The sequence below is a fragment of the Pseudomonas sp. ES3-33 genome, assembly GCF_000952175.1.
Lineage (GTDB): Bacteria > Pseudomonadota > Gammaproteobacteria > Pseudomonadales > Pseudomonadaceae > Aquipseudomonas > Aquipseudomonas gregormendelii.
Map to the genome: position 1 here is coordinate 1 of NZ_JZRI01000037.1, position 16,348 is coordinate 16,348.

The following is a 16,348-nucleotide window of genomic DNA, read 5'->3' on the forward strand; positions in this document are numbered from 1 at the left end:
TGTGAGGCGTTGAGCTAACCAATACTAATTGCCCGTGAGGCTTGACCATATAACACCCAAGCAATTTGCTTGCTCTAACGAGCACCAGATTGCGGTGTGTGAAGACGAAATGAACCGAAAGTTCGACGCTTGCAAACACCGAAAGCTATCACATACCCAATTTGCTGAAGCGAGGCCAGCTGGCCGCGACTCAGTACCCGAATTTCTTGACGACCATAGAGCATTGGAACCACCTGATCCCATCCCGAACTCAGCAGTGAAACGATGCATCGCCGATGGCAGTGTGGGGTTTCCCCATGTGAGAGTAGGTCATTGTCAAGATTAAATTCCGAAACCCCTATCTGCGTATGCAGGTAGGGGTTTTGTTTTTGTCCGCAGGAAATCTTCGGCACTTTTTGGTAAGGTGCACCTCGTTTTTCAAGGAACTGCTAGCAACGCCTATGGACCGGCACTTCTTTTCATATCCATAGAGCTCCTGCAGAAATGCCCCAACCGATACCGATCAAAGACCACGAAAAAGAGACGCGCCTGGTCAACAGGAGACTCATGGCCTGCGCCTTGTTCGTTGCGGCGATCTCCTGCGCACTGGTTGTGCGCCTGTATGTGCTGCAAGTACTCGAATTCGACTACCACTCGACGATCTCGGAAAACAACCGCGTCCATGTCCTCCCGATCACCCCGACCCGTGGCTTGATCTACGACCGCAACGGCGTGGTGCTTGCGGACAACCGTCCCAGCTTCAACCTGACCATCACCCGTGAACGCGCCACAGACGTCAAAGACGAGCTGGATCAGGTGGTCAACCTCCTGCACCTTCCGATCGAGGATCGCGCGCTGTTCGACAAGGCTATGAAGCAGGTGCGGCACCCGTTCGTGCCGGTCACGTTGTTCTATGAGCTCACCGAAGAGCAGATCGCGGTGCTTGCAGTTAACGAGTTCCGCTTGCCGGGCATCGATGTGGAACCACAGTTTGTTCGCCATTACCCGATGGGCGCCCATTTCGCACATTCCATCGGCTATGTGGGACGAATCAACGAGAAAGAGTCCAAGGTGCTCGATACGGTTGAATACCGTGGCGCCCAGTCGATCGGTAAAACCGGCATCGAAAAATTCTACGAGTCGCAGCTGCACGGCCACGTAGGCTATGAAGAAGTCGAAACCAATGCCCAGGGCCGGGTGTTGCGGGTGCTCAAGCACACCGATCCGATCCCCGGCAAAAACATCGTGCTCAGCCTTGACGTCAAACTGCAGGAAGCTGCCGAGCAAGCATTGGGAGACCGCCGCGGCTCCGTGGTAGCACTTGATCCGGCAACCGGCGAAGTGCTGGCGATGGTCAGCAAACCCAGCTTCGATCCCAACCTGTTTGTCACCGGCATCAGCTTCAAGGAATATGCCGCGCTGCACGACTCTATCGACCGGCCGCTGTTCAACCGCGTGCTACGCGGTCTCTACGCCCCCGGCTCAACCATCAAGCCTGAAGTGGCCATCGCAGGCCTTGATGCCGGTGTAGTCACCCCCCAGACCCGCGTCTTCGACCCCGGCTACTATCAGCTCCCGGACTTCGATCACAAGTACCGCAACTGGAATCACAGCGGTGACGGCTGGGTCGATATGGACGCAGCGATCATGCGTTCCAACGATACGTATTTCTACGACCTGGCCCACAAGCTGGGCATTGATCGCCTGCACGACTACATGGCCATGTTCGGGCTTGGCGAAAAGGTCTCGCTGGACATGTTCGAAGAGTCTGCCGGCCTGATGCCCTCCCAGGCGTGGAAGCGCGCTACGCGTCGCCAGCCCTGGTTCCCGGGCGAGACAGTGATCCTCGGCATCGGCCAGGGCTATATGCAGGTCACGCCACTGCAACTGGCTCAGGCCACCGCCTTGATCGCCAACAAAGGCGTGTGGAACCGGCCACATCTGGCCAGAACCGTAGACGGTGTCGCCCCGGTAGACGAACACCCGATGCCGAATATCCTGCTCAAGGATCCCCGGGACTGGGAGCAGGTCAACCACGGCATGCAGATGGTCATGCACGACGCTCGAGGGATTGCCCGAGCGGCCGCGCAGGGCGCGCAATACCGCATCGCCGGCAAGAGCGGTACCGCGCAGGTGGTCGCCATCAAGCAAGGCGAGCGCTACAACCGGGCGAAGACGCTGGAACGCAACCGCGACAATGCCTTGTTCGTCGGCTTCGCCCCAGCCGAGCACCCGAAGATTGTCATCTCGGTAATGATTGAAAACGGTGAAGCCGGTGGTCGCGTCGCCGGCCCGGTGGTGCGGCAGATCATGGACGCCTGGTTACTCGATCAGGAGGGCCATCTCAAGCCGCAATACGCCACGCCGAGCAAGGCTCCCGGGGATCCTCACGTCTGACCAGGCACCGGACACCCCATATCGCCCTCCTGGCATTTCAAATAATTCTTGAAAGTCTCCACCCGTGCGCGGGTCAGCTCTGTTATGCAATTACCGTAGATCATTGGGTAAACGCTCCCACCTTCCACCCCCGAAGCTGAAAACTTGCACTCCGCATCCCGGAACCCAATCCACGAGCGCTGCGCGCCGATCAACAGCTTCTTGCGGTCCGGATCGCTCTTCAGCCGCCCGGTAATCTGCTGGTACAGCGCATTCAGTTCCTTGTCCGCTGCCTTGTTCTGCTGGGTGGCGCACTGGTTCATCGTCGCCTGGTCGGTGGCGTTATCGCAATCTGCGGCCAGGGCCAGGTGGGTAAACAGCAGGGGCGTCAGCGCCAGGAGAAAGCGTGAGTACATGGGAGTTCTCGCTATGACATCTTAAAGAGAAGGGCAGTGTAGCGAACCCCGGCGAAGTCGGTTACCGGTCGCGCAAAAGCCGCTGCGCTGCAGTCATTTCCCAGCCGAATGAGCGCCATGGGTTGATTACAGCATGCGCTTGGTACAACTTTAAGGTTGGTCTTGTGGTCTTACAGGCCTACTGTTCATTACAGGAGGTGACTTATGAACCCAGCATCAGATCGTATCCAAAGGAAAATCCTGCTCAGGACCCCGCGTTCGCAGGTCTGGCGCGTAATCGCCCATGCCGAAGCCTTCGGCCAGTGGTTTGGCGTGGCACTGGAGGGCAAGCGGTTTGTCGCCGGTGAGTGGACCCAGGGGCAGATCACTTACCCCGGTTATGAGCACCTGCTGTGGAACGTACTCGTGGAGCGAGTTGAGCCGGAGCGGGTGTTCTCGTTTCGCTGGCATCCCTACGCCGTGGAGCCGCACATCGATTATTCCCAGGAGCCGACCACCCTGGTGTTGTTCGAGCTGGAAGATATGGATGGCGGCACGTTGCTCAAGGTCACCGAGTCCGGCTTCGATCACATCCCCCAGGAGCGCCGTCTCAAGGCATTCCGCATGGACAGCCGGGGCTGGGATGAGCAGATGAACAATATCGAGGAATTCCTCAAAATCAGCCACAAGGCACCGCAACCCCAGCAAGAGTAGATGCCCGCAGGTTCTGGCACGGTTGAAGCGCCGGGCCCAGTTGGGTGATGCAGAACTGTCATCACCCCCGCGTCCCAGGCTTGCAGCTTTCAGCGAGGGGAGCGCCAAGGGTTCCCCGCTAGCAGCTATAGCGAATGTCCTACACGCTATGGTACTGATATCGTCTGTTAAATTTTGGATCCGATGCGTATTCTGACCCCATCAACCGAGACACAGGAAGTGCCTCGGGATCAGGGACGATCGACCATCAGCACGGAACGCTATCGACAGGGAGTCGACATGGTCTTGGGAAAACCCGCTTCGGCGGGTTTTTTTTCGTCTGTAAAAAACCGGCCGTTCGACGATGGGCGCCTCTGCGATCCCTGCGGGAGCGAGCTTGTTCCGGGCTGCGTTCCGACGATAACGCGGAAAGCCAGATACCCCGCGGCGTTCATTCATTTTTCGCGAGCAAGCTCGCTCCTACAATAAGAGGTTACAGCCTGGCGGCGGCCCGCTCGGTAATCCGCGTTCGCTGCTCAAGCGATGGCGCTGCACGGCGCCGGGCGTCTTCCAGCACTGCAGCCGGCGCAGTGTGCGGGCTGCCCGAAGCAAAGGGCGGCGCGGGAGCGTATTCCAGTTGCAACTGTACCAACTGCGCAGTGCCCTCATCGAACAGTTCCGCAGCCAGCGTCAGGGCAAAATCGATACCCGCCGTGATCCCGCCGCCGGTCAGCAGGTTGCCGTCGCGCACCACACGGTCCTGAACCGCGATAGCCCCCAAAGGCTTGAGCAATTCGTGATAGGCCCAGTGCGTGGTGGCGCGCTTGCCCTTGAGCAGGCCCGCCGCGCCGAGTACCAGGGAGCCGGTGCACACTGACGTCACATACCGTGCATTGGCGGCCTGGGCCTTGATGAACGCCAACGTCACCTCATCCTCCATCAATGGCCCGACGCCACTGCCGCCGGGGATGCAGATCACATCCAGAGCCGGGCAGTCCTCGAACGTCGTAGTCGGTTGCAAGACCAGCCCGGTGCTTGCGGTCACTGGCGCCAGGTCCTTCCAGACCAGATGCACCTGTACGTCCGGCAGGGACGCCAGCACGTCATAAGGCCCGGTCAGGTCCAATTGCTGGACCTGTGGGAACAACAGAAAACCAATCTGCAACGCCATGGTGATTTCTCATGAAGTGGGTGGACGGCTTCACTCTAGCCTCCTAGGATGTGGCGCATACGCCAATCAACCCACGAATTACGCCAATATGCCTAAAGTCATTCATGTGCTCGCGTTCCCCAAGGTGCAGTTGCTCGATGTCACCGGGCCGCTGCAAGTGTTTGCCTCGGCCAATGACATCGTGCGCCAGCAAGGCCTGCCAGCGCCCTACGCACCGACGGTGATCGCCAGCGGTGGCGGGGCGGTCATGTCCTCTGCCGGGTTGGCCATGCTAACTGAACCGCTCCCACAGTCGGCCAGCGACACTTTGATCATCGCCGGCGGCTGGGGCGTGTATGAAGCGGCTCAGGACCCTGCACTGGTGAGCTGGGTGCGCAGGCACGGAGCCCTTTGCCGGCGAGTGTCCTCGGTGTGCACCGGGGCTTTTCTGCTCGCCGCCAGTGGCTGGCTCGATGGCCGGCGGGTAGTCACTCACTGGACCCGTTGCGAACAGTTGGCGCAGCAGCATCCGTTGCTGCGGGTGGAGCCCAACCCGATCTTCATCAACGATGGCCCGGTGTGGACCTCGGCCGGCGTCACTGCCGGCATTGATCTGGCGCTGGCGATGGTCGAACAGGACCTCGGTCGCGAGATGGCCATGGAAGTGGCCCGCCAGCTGGTTGTATTTCTCAAGCGTCCCGGTGGCCAGTCGCAATTCAGCGTGACCTTGTCGTTGCAAAAAGAAGGTAACCGCTTTGACGAACTTCATGCCTGGATCAGCGAAAATCTTCCCCTGGACTTGGGGATTCCAACACTCGCCGCCCAGGCCGGCATGAGCGAACGCAGTTTCGTTCGCCACTACCGCGCCGACACCGGCCAGACCCCCGCCCGGGCGATTGATTCGATTCGAGTGGAAACGGCGCGCAGGTTGCTCAGCGACACCGGTGTGCCGATCAAGCGCGTGGCGATGCAATGCGGGTTCGGTAGCGAAGAGACCCTCAGGCGCAGTTTCCTGAGGGCGATGGGGGTCACTCCGCAAGCCTATCGGGAACGCTTTTGCATCAGCGCTGCAGCAGATCCAGTAATGCCCTGAGCGTGGCTTGGGGGGCTTCTTCGGGGTTTAGGCCTTCATCATGGCTGCCAATAATTCTTTTCGCCACTCAACTTGCGATCGAGAAAGCTTGCCGCACTGATCAACGCCAAATGGGTCAGGGCCTGCGGCGTGTTGCCCAGGTGCCGCCCTCGGGTGTCGAACTCTTCGGCATACAAACCCAGCGGATTGGCGTACCTGAGCAGCTGCTCGAACTCCAGATGCGCCTTCTCCACCTGGCCTGCACGGGCCAGGCATTCGACGTACCAGAACGAGCACGCTGCGAATGCACCTTCAGTGCCTTCCAGACCGTCAATTCCTGCATCCTCGTTACGATAGCGGTAGACCATGCCGTCACGCACCAGGGTTTTCTCGATAGCCTGCAGGGTTGATAGCCAGCGGGGATCCTTGGCGCTGACGAAACGCACCAGCGGCATCAATAACATCGAACCATCCAGGGCTGTGCCGCCGATATACTGGACGAAATGACCCCGCTCTTCATTCCAGAAATTGTCCCAGATGTCCGCATAAATGGCCTGTCGGGTCTCATCCCAGCGCGCAAAAGGCGCTGGCAGCGAGCGCTTGGACGCCAGGCGAATGGCCCGGTCCAGCGCAACCCAGCACATCAATCGCGAGTGCAGGAAATGATGCTGTTCGCCGCGCATCTCCCAAATGCCGACGTCCTTGTGCTGCCAGTTTTCACAGACCTGATCGACCACCTCAACCGCGTGCTTCCAGCCCTCGTGGGAGATCGCATCGCCGTACTTATTCACCAGGTACACCGCGTCCATCAGCTCGCCGAAGATGTCGAGTTGCACCTGGTCGTAAGCCTGATTGCCGATGCGCACCGGCGTTGCACCACCATGGCCGGCAAGGTGGGACAGCTCGGATTCCGGCAGTTCCTGACGGCCATCGACGGCGTAGAGAATGTTCAGCTTCATCGACTTGCCGCGGCAATCGCTGACCCGTCCACGGAGCCAGCCCATGTACGCATTGGCCTCTTCGACGAAACCCAGGCGCATGAACGCATAGACAGTGAACGAGGCGTCGCGGATCCAGGTGTAGCGATAGTCCCAGTTGCGCCCGCCGCCAGGTGTTTCCGGCAGGCCGAAGGTGGCGGCCGCAAGGATGGCGCCATGCTTGCGTGAAGTCAGCAGCTTCAGCGCCAGGGCCGAACGATTGACCATCTCCCGCCAGCGGCCTCGGTAATTGGACTGGCCGCTCCAGTCGCGCCAGAATTTCAGGGTGCGCTCCATGCACATGTCCGCCGCGCCCTGTTCAAAGCGCGGGTCATCCACGCCGCCGAGCATGAATTGCGCGCTCTGGTCCTGTTCCAGGCTGAATTGCGCTACGGCTGCGTTCGCGTCGATGCGCATCACCTGATCCGAGGACAGGCGCAGGGCAGGCTGGTCGGTCGCCTCGAACACCACGTCCTGATCAGCCATCTGCGCGCGAGTGCTGGCGCGGGCGTAATCGTGTCGCACAGCGCAGCGCATATGAAAGGTCGCCCGACCGCTGACAACGCGAACCCGGCGCATCAACACCGGCAGGTCGTCCTCGCTGTCGCCGATCGGCAACAGGTCAGTGACTTCGACCACCGCGTGGTCGCTCAACCAGCGGGTTTGCAGGACGTTAGTGTCCGGCAGGTAAATCTGCTCCCGACGCGCATCCGGCAAGTCCGGTGCCAGCTGGAAAATTCCGGCGTCGGGGGTGTCCAGCAGCGAGCAGAAGATCGACGGGCTGTCGAATTCCGGCCAGCAGAAAAAGTCCACGCTGCCTCGATCATTGACCAGTGCAGCGCTGCGCATGTCGCCGATGATGCCGTGGGCGTCGATAGCGCTTTGTCGTTCGGGATGATGATCAGCCATTGCCGCGAAACTCCGGATAGAGACTCATGCCGCCGTCGATGAACAGGGTGGTGCCGACGATGTAGTCAGAGGCATCGGAGGCGAGAAAGACCACTGCATTGGCAATGTCCTCGACGTCACCGATGCGGCCATAGGGAATAAGTTTGAGCAGTTCCTGTGCAGCGGCGCCCTCAGTAGCTGCCTGGTTGATAGCGGTACGAATCGCGCCCGGGGCGATGCCGTTGATGCGGATGCGCTGGTGGCTGACTTCCTGGGCGAGGCTCTGCATCAGCATGTCGACGCCACCTTTGGAGGCGGCGTAATTGACATGGCCGGCCCAGGGAATGCGCTGGTGCACCGAACTCATGTGAATGATTTTTCCGGCGGCCCGGGACACGCCTTCGCGAATGCCCTGTCGATTGAAAATTCGCAGGGCGGCGCGGGCACACAGGAACTGGCCGGTAAGATTCACGCCGATCACCTGGTTCCAGTCCGCGAGGCTCATGTCTACTGCCGAGGAGTCTTTCTGCAGGCCCGAATTGGCCACCAGGATATCCAGCGAGCCGAAGGCTTCGAGGGTTTGTGCGAACAGTCGTTCGACGTCTTCCTCCTTGGCAACGTCCGCGCCGATGGCGATGGCGCGACCGCCTTGCGCGTTGATCTGCCGGGCGAGTTCTTCAGCCGGGGCGGCCTGGGAGTTATAGTTGAGCACCACGGCAGCACCGGCAGCGGCCAGGGCCTTGGCGGCGCCGGCACCGATGCCGGAGCTGGCGCCGGTGATGAGGGCGACCTGTTGGTTCAGGGATATCAGCATAGGGTTAGCGCCTTGAGTTGAGGGCCTTATCAGCTGACTGGTTTCGGACTTCAAGAGTTCACCAGCAGATCAAAAGATCGGACGATCTTTTGATCCTGGGGCCTTAACATTCAATCAACAATTCAGCGCTTTCCCCGCCCCCCGCCTTATGGCAATTTGCACTCCCTTCCAGAGACAGTCAGACCATGGCAAATCCCTACCGCGAACTGTTCAGGGCCCCAGGCAGCAGAGCCTTCGTGTTGGCCGGGATGATCGCGCGCATGCCGATTTCCATGACCGGCATCGGATTGATCACCATGCTCTCGCAGTTACAGGGGGGCTATGGCCTGGCTGGGGCGGTGGCGGCGACTTTTGCCCTGGCCACTGCCTTTTGCGCACCACAGGTTTCCCGTCTGGTGGACCGTTTCGGCCAGCGCCGCATCCTCCCGGTGTCGGCGCTGATCGGTGGCGGCGCGCTGCTGATGGTGCTGCTCTGCACTCGACTGCAGGCCCCGCACTGGACACTGTTCCTGTTCGCGGCGCTGGCCGGTTGCATGCCCAGCATGTCGGCCATGGTGCGGGCACGCTGGACCGAGGTGTACCGCGGCAAGCCTGAGCTGCAAACCGCCTATGCACTGGAGTCGGTGCTCGATGAAGTGTGCTTTATCGTCGGGCCCCCCTTGTCGGTGGGATTATGCGTGGTGGTCTTCCCTGAAGCCGGGCCGCTGGCGGCGTTGCTGATGTTGGCGATCGGCGTGACTGCATTTGTCCTGCAGAGGGCGACCGAACCTGCGATTCATCCCCACGAAGCGCACCACCAGGGCTCGATCATTCGCTCCGGCGAGCTGCGGTTGCTGGTGTTGCTGATGGTTGCCATGGGCACTATTGTCGGCGTGATCGATGTGGTCAGCGTGGCGTTTGCCCGGTATCAGGGCCAGCCGGCGACGGCGAGTATTGTGCTCTCGGTGTACGCCATCGGCTCGTGCATGGCGGGGCTCGCGTTCGGCGCACTGCGTTCGAAAGTGCCGCTGCCGCGACTGTTCCTCTACGGCGGCGTGGCGACGGCGGTGACGACCTTGCCGTTGTTGCTGGCGACCAACATCCTCGGCCTGTCCCTGGCGGTATTCGTCGCCGGGCTGTTCTTCGCCCCGACCCTGATCGTCGCCATGGCTCTGGTTGAGCAGATCGTGCCCCCGGCGAAGCTGACCGAAGGCCTGACCTGGCTGGTCACCGGCTTGAGCATCGGCGTGGCCATTGGTGCGGCCAGTTCGGGTTGGCTGGTGGACGCATTTGGCGCACCCAGCGGGTTCTGGGTGGCGATTGCGGCTGGCGCCGTGGTGCTGGGCTCGGCCATCCAGAGCTTCCGCAAATTGTAGGCGCGAGCTTGCTCGCGATGGCTAGCCGACTAATTCACCGCCCGCCTCATACGTTCTCCAACCAGACAACTATCGAGGTGAGCCCGGTGACCCAGCTGACATTGCTGTGCCTGCCCTATTCAGGCGCGAGCGCCATGGTTTACAGCCGCTGGCGGCGCAAGCTGCCGGAGTGGATCAAGCTGCAACCGGTGGAACTGCCGGGACGCGGTGCACGGTTTGGCGAGCCGCTGCACACCGACATGCGCCGCCTGGCGCGGCAATTGGCCGAGGAACAACTGGTTACTCTCAAGGCTCCGTATGCCTTGTTCGGCCACAGCCTCGGCGCGCTGCTGGCCTGTGAAATGGCCCATGCCTTGCGTTCGCTGGGTAGCCCGGAACCCGTAGCGCTGTTCGCTTCGGGCACCGCCGCACCGACGATGCGCGCCGACTACGACCGGGGTTTCGCCGAGCCCAAATCCGATGCCGAGCTGATTGAGCAACTGCGCAGCCTCAACGGCACCAGCGAGGAAGTCCTGGCCAACGCAGAGTTGATGAGCCTGACCTTGCCGGTGCTGCGCGCCGACTTCCTGCTGTGCGGCCGCTTCGAACCTGTCGAGCGTGCGCCGCTCAAGTGTGCGGTGCATGTCCTCGGTGGCAAGGCCGATCGCGCCAGCACCGAACAGTTGATTGGCTGGAGCAGGGAAACCTGCGGTAGTTTCTCGGTGGACATGCTTGCCGGTGGCCATTTCTTCATCCATGAACACGAGGCCAAGGTGCTGAAGCTGATCAAGGATCAACTCGACATCCACCACCGCCGACACGCCATCGTCGCCAGCGTCTGATGCAACGCCTTTGTGGGAGCGGACAAGCCCGCTTCCACATTTTGGTTTGCCGCGCAGCCACTTTCCTCATCAAATCTCGTCTCTCTGATAGTTATTCTCATTCGCTAATTTTTCCGGTCTGCATTCGTTTTATAGGGACGACGTGCCTTTGTGCTTCCCGCCACTGATCCGGATACCAAGAAATGAACGCTGAAGACTCCTTGAAACTTGCTCGCCGGTTTATCGGGTTGCCCCTGGAAAAGCGCCAGATGTTCCTCGCGGCCTTGGACAAGGAAGGTGTTGATTTCGCCCGGTTCCCGATTCCTGCCGGCGTCGAAGCCGAAGATCGCCAGGCGCTGTCCTACGCCCAGCAACGCATGTGGTTTCTCTGGCAATTGGATCCCCTCAGTGGCGCCTACAACCTGCCGGGGGCGGTGCGTCTGAGCGGGCATTTGGACCTGGGCGCACTGGAGCAGGCCTTCGCCAGTCTGGTGGCGCGTCACGCAACCCTGCGCACCCTGTTCCAGCGCCAGGCCGATGACAGCTTGCGGCAAGTACCTGGCTCTGCGTCGCTGGCCATCGATCAGGTCGACTTCAGCCATTTATCCGCCGATGAGCGAGAACTCGCCGTCGCGAACGCCGCCGGGCAGCAGTCGCAATTACCCTTCGATCTATCCAGCGGCCCATTGCTGCGAGTCACCTTGCTCAAGCTCGCAGCACAGGAACACGTCCTGCTGCTGACCCTGCACCACATCGTGTCCGACGGCTGGTCGATGAACGTGCTGATCGACGAATTCATCCGCTGCTACGACGCCTTTGAAGCCGGCGTACAGCCGCAACTGCCGCCATTGCCGATCCAGTACAGCGACTACGCCTTGTGGCAGCGGCGCTGGCTGGAAGCGGGCGAGCAGGCGCGGCAGCTCGCCTACTGGCAGGCGCAACTGGGCAATGAACACCCGGTGCTGGAGCTGCCCACCGACCATCCGCGCCCGGCGCTGCCCAGCCATCGCGGCACCCGTTACGAGTTCGCGATCGACCCGCAACTGGCCGAGCAACTGCGAACCACGGCCCAGCAACACAACATCACCCTGTTCATGCTTCTGCTGGGCGCCTTTAACGCGCTGCTGCATCGCTACACCGGGCAGACCGACATCCGCGTCGGCGTGCCGATTGCCAACCGCAATCGCGCCGAGATCGAAGGCCTGATCGGCTTCTTCGTCAATACCCAGGTACTGCGCACCCAACTGGACGGTCAGACCCGGGTCGACGACTTGCTGCGCGCCATCAAGGAAACCGCCCTCGGCGCCCAGGCCCACCAGGACCTGCCGTTCGAGCGCCTGGTCGAAGCGCTCAAGCTCGAGCGTAGCCTTAGTCACACACCGCTGTTCCAGGTGATGTACAACCACCAGCCGCAGGTCGCAGACATCTCCACCGTCAGCACTGCGTCCGGCCTGGCTCTGGGGGTGATCGAGTGGGAAGGGCGCACCACCCAGTTCGACCTGACCCTCGACACTTATGAACTCAACAGCAATGAAACGCACGGCAGATTGCATGCTGCGCTGACCTACGCCAACGACCTGTTCGACGCCCCGACTATCGCGCGCATGGCGCAGCACTGGACGCGTTTGCTGCAGGGCATGGTCAGCGATTGCCGGCAGCGCATCAGTGAATTGCCAATGCTGGAAACCACTGAATACCAGCGCATCGTGCATGACTGGAATCGCGCTGACGAAGCATTCGCGCAAGAGCTGTGCGTTCACGAACTGATTAGCCGGCAAGTCGCGGCAGACCCCGGCGCATTGGCAGTGACCTTCGCCACCCGGCAACTGACCTACGCCCAACTCGATGCCCAGGCCAACCGCCTGGCTCACAGGTTGATCGCCCTGGGCGTTGGCCCGGAAGTGCGTGTCGGCGTGGCCATGCAACGTTCCGAGAACTTGCTGGTCGCGCTGCTCGCCGTACTCAAGAGCGGTGCCGCCTATGTGCCGCTGGACCCGGATTACCCGACCGAACGCGTCGCCTACATGCTTGAAGACAGCCGCGCCCTGGTGTTGCTGACGGAGCCATCGGTTGCGGCGACATTGGCCGTATCCACCGACACCCAAGTGCTGCTCATGGACGATTTGCAAGTCGCCGACTACCCGACCAGCGCCCCGGTCACCCGCGTCACGCCGGACAACCTGGCCTACGTGATCTACACCTCCGGCTCCACAGGCAAACCCAAAGGCGTCGCCATCACCCACCGCAACGTGCTGGCGCTGATCGACTGGTCGAAATCGGTCTACAGCCACGCAGATATTCAGGGCGTACTGGCGTCGACCTCGGTGTGCTTCGACCTGTCAGTCTGGGAGCTGTTCGTGACCCTGGCCAACGGCGGCTCGCTGATCATTGCCCGTAACGCCCTGGAACTGCCGCAACTCCCGGCCCGTGATCAGGTGCGCCTGATCAACACTGTACCGTCGGCCATCAATGCCTTGCAGCGCGAGGGGCAGATTCCGTCGAGCGTGCGCATCATCAACCTCGCGGGCGAACCGCTGAAGCAAAGCCTGGTCGAGGCGCTGTACCAGCAACCGGGCGTGGAGCACGTATACGATCTGTACGGCCCGTCTGAAGACACCACCTATTCCACCTGGACTCGCCGTGAGGCGGGTGGCCGCGCGAACATCGGCCGACCGCTCAAGCACAGCGCCAGCTATTTGCTGGACGCCGACCTGCAACCCGTGCCGCAAGGGGTATCCGCCGAGCTGTACGTGTGCGGCGCAGGCATCACCCGTGGTTACCTCTTACGCCCGGGCATGACCGCCGAAAAGTACGTGCCCAACCCGTTCGCCAGCAACGGCGAGCGCCTGTACCGCACCGGCGACCTGACCCGCTATCAGGCCGATGGTGCGCTGCAATACGTCGGGCGCATCGACCATCAGGTCAAGGTGCGGGGCTTTCGTATCGAGCTGGGAGAAATCGAAGCGCGGCTGTTGCAGCAAACATCCGTCCGCGAGTTGGCCGTGCTGGCGCAAGACGGTGTCAACGGGCAGCAACTGGTCGCCTATATCGTGCCCGGCGATTCGGCGTTGCTGGATGACCTCGATGCCCAAGCTAAACTGCGTGAATGCCTCAAGACCGCGCTGCGCCAGCATCTGCCGGACTACATGGTCCCGGCGTTCCTGCTGTTCCTCGCACAACTGCCGCTGACGCCCAACGGCAAGCTCGACCGCAAGGCCTTGCCGGCCGTCGATGGCTCGCAACAACAGCGCGAGCACGTAGCGCCGCGCACGGTCATGGAAAAGTCCCTCGCGGCGATCTGGCAGGACGTGTTGGCTCTCGACAGCGTCGGTCTGGAAGACAACTTCTTCGAACTGGGCGGCGACTCCATCGTTTCCATGCAAGTGGTCAGCCGCGCGCGGCAGGCCGGCATCGTGCTGAGCCCCAAGGATCTGTTCCAGCACCAGACGGTTCGCAGCCTGGCCCAGGCCGCCCGCAGCGGCGAGCGGCCGCTGATTGACCAGGGGCCGGCAAGTGGCGCGGTGGCGTTGGCGCCGGTGCAACAGGGGTTTTTCGACCAGGCGATCCCTGAGCGGCAACACTGGAACCAGTCACTGCTGCTGGTGCCGCGCGAGGCGTTGAACGTCGAGGCGCTGCAGCGTGCGCTTGAGCAATTGCTGAGCCATCACGACAGCTTGCGCCTGCGTTATGCACAGACCGCCGAAGGCTGGCAGCAGACCTACTCGGCAGCGACCACTGAATCGGTATTATGGCAACGTCAGGCGCAGTCGGTCGAAGCGCTCAACGCTGTGTGCGATGAAGCCCAACGCAGTCTGGATTTACACCAAGGGCCGCTGATGCGCGCGCTGTTGGTGGCAATGGCCGATGGCACCCAGCGTTTGCTGCTGGTCATCCATCACCTGGCGGTGGACGGCGTTTCATGGCGCGTGCTGCTGGAAGACCTGCAGCAGTTCTACAGCGCCAGCGCCAGGAAGCTGGCGAAAACCAGCACTTATCAGCGCTGGGTTGCGCGCCTGCAAGATCATCTGCCAGCGTTTGAAAGCAGCCTGCCTTACTGGCAAAGCCAGTTGCGTGAGGCTGCGAACGATTTGCCGTGCGAGCGTCCAGCCGGGGTCCTGCAAAACCGCTTCGAACAAAAACTCGAGATCAGGCTCGACACCGAACAGACCCGCAAGCTGCTGCAACACGCACCGGCGGCGTATCGCACTCAGGTCAACGACCTGCTGCTGACGGCGCTGGCACGGGCGGTTTGTCGCTGGAGCGGGCAGGGCAGCACGCTGGTTCAGCTCGAAGGCCATGGTCGCGAAGACCTGTTCGACAATATCGACCTGACGCGCACAGTGGGTTGGTTCACCAGCCTGTTCCCGGTCAACCTGGTGCCGTCGCAAGACCTCGGCGCGTCGATCAAATCCATCAAGGAACAACTGCGTGCCGTGCCGGACAAAGGCCTGGGTTACGGCGCGCTGCGCTACCTCGGCGCCCAAGGGATTCGCGCAGAACTGGCGGCACTGCCGCAACCGCGCATCACCTTCAACTATCTGGGGCAGTTCGACCGCCAGTTCGACGATGCCGCGATGTTTTTGCCCTCCACTGAAGGCAGTGGTGTGGCCCAGGATCCATCGGCGCCCCTGGGCAACTGGCTGACCGTTGAAGGCCAGGTGTACGGCGGTGAGCTGGCGCTGAGCTGGGGCTTCAGTCGCGAAATGTTCGACACGGCGACGGTCCAGCGCCTGGCGGACGAATACGCACTTGAGCTCAACGCGCTGATCGAACACTGCTGCGGCGTTGAAGCGCCCCAGGCCACTCCCTCGGATTTCCCGCTGGCGCGCATCAGCCAGGCGCAACTCGACGGCTTGTCGATCGCGACGCTCGAAGACCTGTATCCGTTATCGCCCATGCAGCAGGGCATGCTGTTCCACACCCTGTATGAACCGCAGGTCGGTGCCTACATCAGCCAGTTGCGCCTGGACATTCAGGGCCTCGACCCGCAGCGATTCGCCCAAGCCTGGCAGGCTGCGCTGACCCGGCACGACATCCTGCGCAGCAGCTTCCATTGGCAGGGCCTCGACAGCGCGCATCAAGCGATTGTCCGTCAGGTCGCCTTGCCGCTTGAGGTGCTGGACGCGACTGACACCGATGCCCTGGCCGACGCCGAACGTGCTCAAGGTTTTGAGCTGGGCAGCGCGCCGTTGTTTCGCTTGAAACTCGTGCAGACGGGCGACCAGGACTGGCACCTGATCTATACCAGCCACCATATTTTGATGGACGGCTGGAGCAACGCGCAGCTGCTGGCCGAAGTGATCCAGCACTACGCCGCTGGCCCTTCTAGCCCAGCAGCGGCGGGGCAAAACCGTGGGCAATACCGCCACTACCTGAGCTGGCTGCAGCAACGGTCCGCCGTGGCGGGCGAGCACTTCTGGAAGGCCGCGCTGGCACCTTTGCAAGCGCCGACGTTGCTGGCCGACGCCCTGGGCCCGGCGGTGGGAGCCGAAGGTAGCGAGGACCACCGCGTTGCCCTCGACGGCCCTGCGACCCAACGTCTGGCCGAGTTCGTCCGCCAGCAGAAGGTCACCCTCAACACCTTGCTGCAAGCCGCCTGGAGCCTGTTGTTGCAGCGTTATACCGGCCAGGATTGCGTGGTATTCGGGGCCACGGTCGCCGGTCGTTCCGCGCCATTGCCGGGGATCGAAGAACAGCTCGGGCTGTTTATCAACACGCTGCCGCTGGTCTGCGCGATGAAGCCTGATTGCACCGTCAGCCAATGGCTGGGTGAGCTGCAAGAGATGAACCTGGCCATGCGCGAGTACGAGCATGTGCCGCTCTACGACATCTGTCTCTTATACACATCT

The 16,348-nt window shown here is 61.6% G+C and carries 10 protein-coding genes and 1 rRNA gene; 7 read left to right on the forward strand and 4 right to left on the reverse strand.

Features of this window, described 5'->3' with window-relative positions; genetic code table 11:
* Nucleotides 1–205: 205 nt before the first annotated feature.
* Nucleotides 206–321, forward strand: a 5S ribosomal RNA gene (gene rrf / locus UB23_RS04645).
* Nucleotides 322–483: 162 nt separating this feature from the next.
* Complete coding sequence (mrdA, locus tag UB23_RS04650) at nucleotides 484–2,376, forward strand: penicillin-binding protein 2 (protein ID WP_045058159.1); 1,893 nt, start codon at nucleotides 484–486, stop codon at nucleotides 2,374–2,376.
* On the opposite strand, the gene UB23_RS04655 is transcribed toward mrdA, so the two are convergent.
* A complete protein-coding gene (locus tag UB23_RS04655) occupies nucleotides 2,367–2,771 on the reverse strand; it encodes a lysozyme inhibitor LprI family protein (protein ID WP_045058160.1) in 405 nt (134 codons plus the stop codon). The two genes, mrdA and UB23_RS04655, sit on opposite strands and share 10 nt — an antisense overlap.
* 204 nt (nucleotides 2,772–2,975) lie before the next feature.
* Here UB23_RS04655 and UB23_RS04660 point away from each other — a divergent pair, with 204 nt between their 5' ends.
* A complete protein-coding gene (locus UB23_RS04660; protein ID WP_045058161.1) occupies nucleotides 2,976–3,464 on the forward strand; it encodes an SRPBCC family protein in 489 nt (162 codons plus the stop codon).
* Between the two features lie 472 nt (nucleotides 3,465–3,936).
* On the opposite strand, the gene inhA is transcribed toward UB23_RS04660, so the two are convergent.
* A complete protein-coding gene (inhA, locus tag UB23_RS04665; RefSeq protein ID WP_045058162.1) occupies nucleotides 3,937–4,614 on the reverse strand; it encodes an isonitrile hydratase in 678 nt (225 codons plus the stop codon).
* Between the two features lie 88 nt (nucleotides 4,615–4,702).
* On the opposite strand from inhA, the gene UB23_RS04670 reads away from it, so the two are divergent.
* On the forward strand, nucleotides 4,703–5,686 hold the full coding sequence (locus tag UB23_RS04670) for a GlxA family transcriptional regulator (RefSeq protein WP_045058163.1): 984 nt from the start codon (nucleotides 4,703–4,705) through the stop codon (nucleotides 5,684–5,686).
* Nucleotides 5,687–5,724: 38 nt separating this feature from the next.
* On the opposite strand, the gene UB23_RS04675 is transcribed toward UB23_RS04670, so the two are convergent.
* Together UB23_RS04675 and UB23_RS04680 are read right to left on the reverse strand one after the other, a co-directional pair.
* Nucleotides 5,725–7,551 carry a glycoside hydrolase family 15 protein gene (locus tag UB23_RS04675; protein WP_045058164.1) on the reverse strand — a complete coding sequence of 609 codons (1,827 nt, stop codon included), beginning with the start codon at nucleotides 7,549–7,551 and terminating at the stop codon, nucleotides 5,725–5,727.
* On the reverse strand, nucleotides 7,544–8,344 hold the full coding sequence (locus UB23_RS04680; RefSeq protein ID WP_045058165.1) for a glucose 1-dehydrogenase: 801 nt from the start codon (nucleotides 8,342–8,344) through the stop codon (nucleotides 7,544–7,546). Before UB23_RS04680 ends, UB23_RS04675 begins: the two co-directional genes overlap by 8 nt.
* 185 nt (nucleotides 8,345–8,529) lie before the next feature.
* Here UB23_RS04680 and UB23_RS04685 point away from each other — a divergent pair, with 185 nt between their 5' ends.
* The 3 genes from UB23_RS04685 to UB23_RS04695 form a co-directional block, all read left to right on the forward strand.
* The gene (locus tag UB23_RS04685; protein WP_045058166.1) at nucleotides 8,530–9,699 is read left to right on the forward strand and encodes an MFS transporter; all 1,170 of its coding nucleotides are present in this window, start codon (nucleotides 8,530–8,532) and stop codon (nucleotides 9,697–9,699) included.
* Between the two features lie 86 nt (nucleotides 9,700–9,785).
* On the forward strand, nucleotides 9,786–10,520 hold the full coding sequence (locus UB23_RS04690) for a thioesterase II family protein (RefSeq protein WP_045058167.1): 735 nt from the start codon (nucleotides 9,786–9,788) through the stop codon (nucleotides 10,518–10,520).
* A gap of 182 nt (nucleotides 10,521–10,702) precedes the next feature.
* Nucleotides 10,703–16,348 (forward strand): non-ribosomal peptide synthetase (locus UB23_RS04695; protein ID WP_045058168.1); only part of this gene is annotated, 5,646 nt, incomplete at its 3' end.

Bases quoted from the DNA above. Each gene is read 5' to 3' on its own strand.
- mrdA (WP_045058159.1), top strand. From the start codon at position 484: ATGCCCCAACCGATACCGATCAAAGACCACGAAAAAGAGACGCGCCTG.
- UB23_RS04655 (WP_045058160.1), bottom strand. From the start codon at position 2,771: ATGTACTCACGCTTTCTCCTGGCGCTGACGCCCCTGCTGTTTACCCAC.
- UB23_RS04660 (WP_045058161.1), top strand. From the start codon at position 2,976: ATGAACCCAGCATCAGATCGTATCCAAAGGAAAATCCTGCTCAGGACC.
- inhA (WP_045058162.1), bottom strand. From the start codon at position 4,614: ATGGCGTTGCAGATTGGTTTTCTGTTGTTCCCACAGGTCCAGCAATTG.
- UB23_RS04670 (WP_045058163.1), top strand. From the start codon at position 4,703: ATGCCTAAAGTCATTCATGTGCTCGCGTTCCCCAAGGTGCAGTTGCTC.
- UB23_RS04675 (WP_045058164.1), bottom strand. From the start codon at position 7,551: ATGGCTGATCATCATCCCGAACGACAAAGCGCTATCGACGCCCACGGC.
- UB23_RS04680 (WP_045058165.1), bottom strand. From the start codon at position 8,344: ATGCTGATATCCCTGAACCAACAGGTCGCCCTCATCACCGGCGCCAGC.
- UB23_RS04685 (WP_045058166.1), top strand. From the start codon at position 8,530: ATGGCAAATCCCTACCGCGAACTGTTCAGGGCCCCAGGCAGCAGAGCC.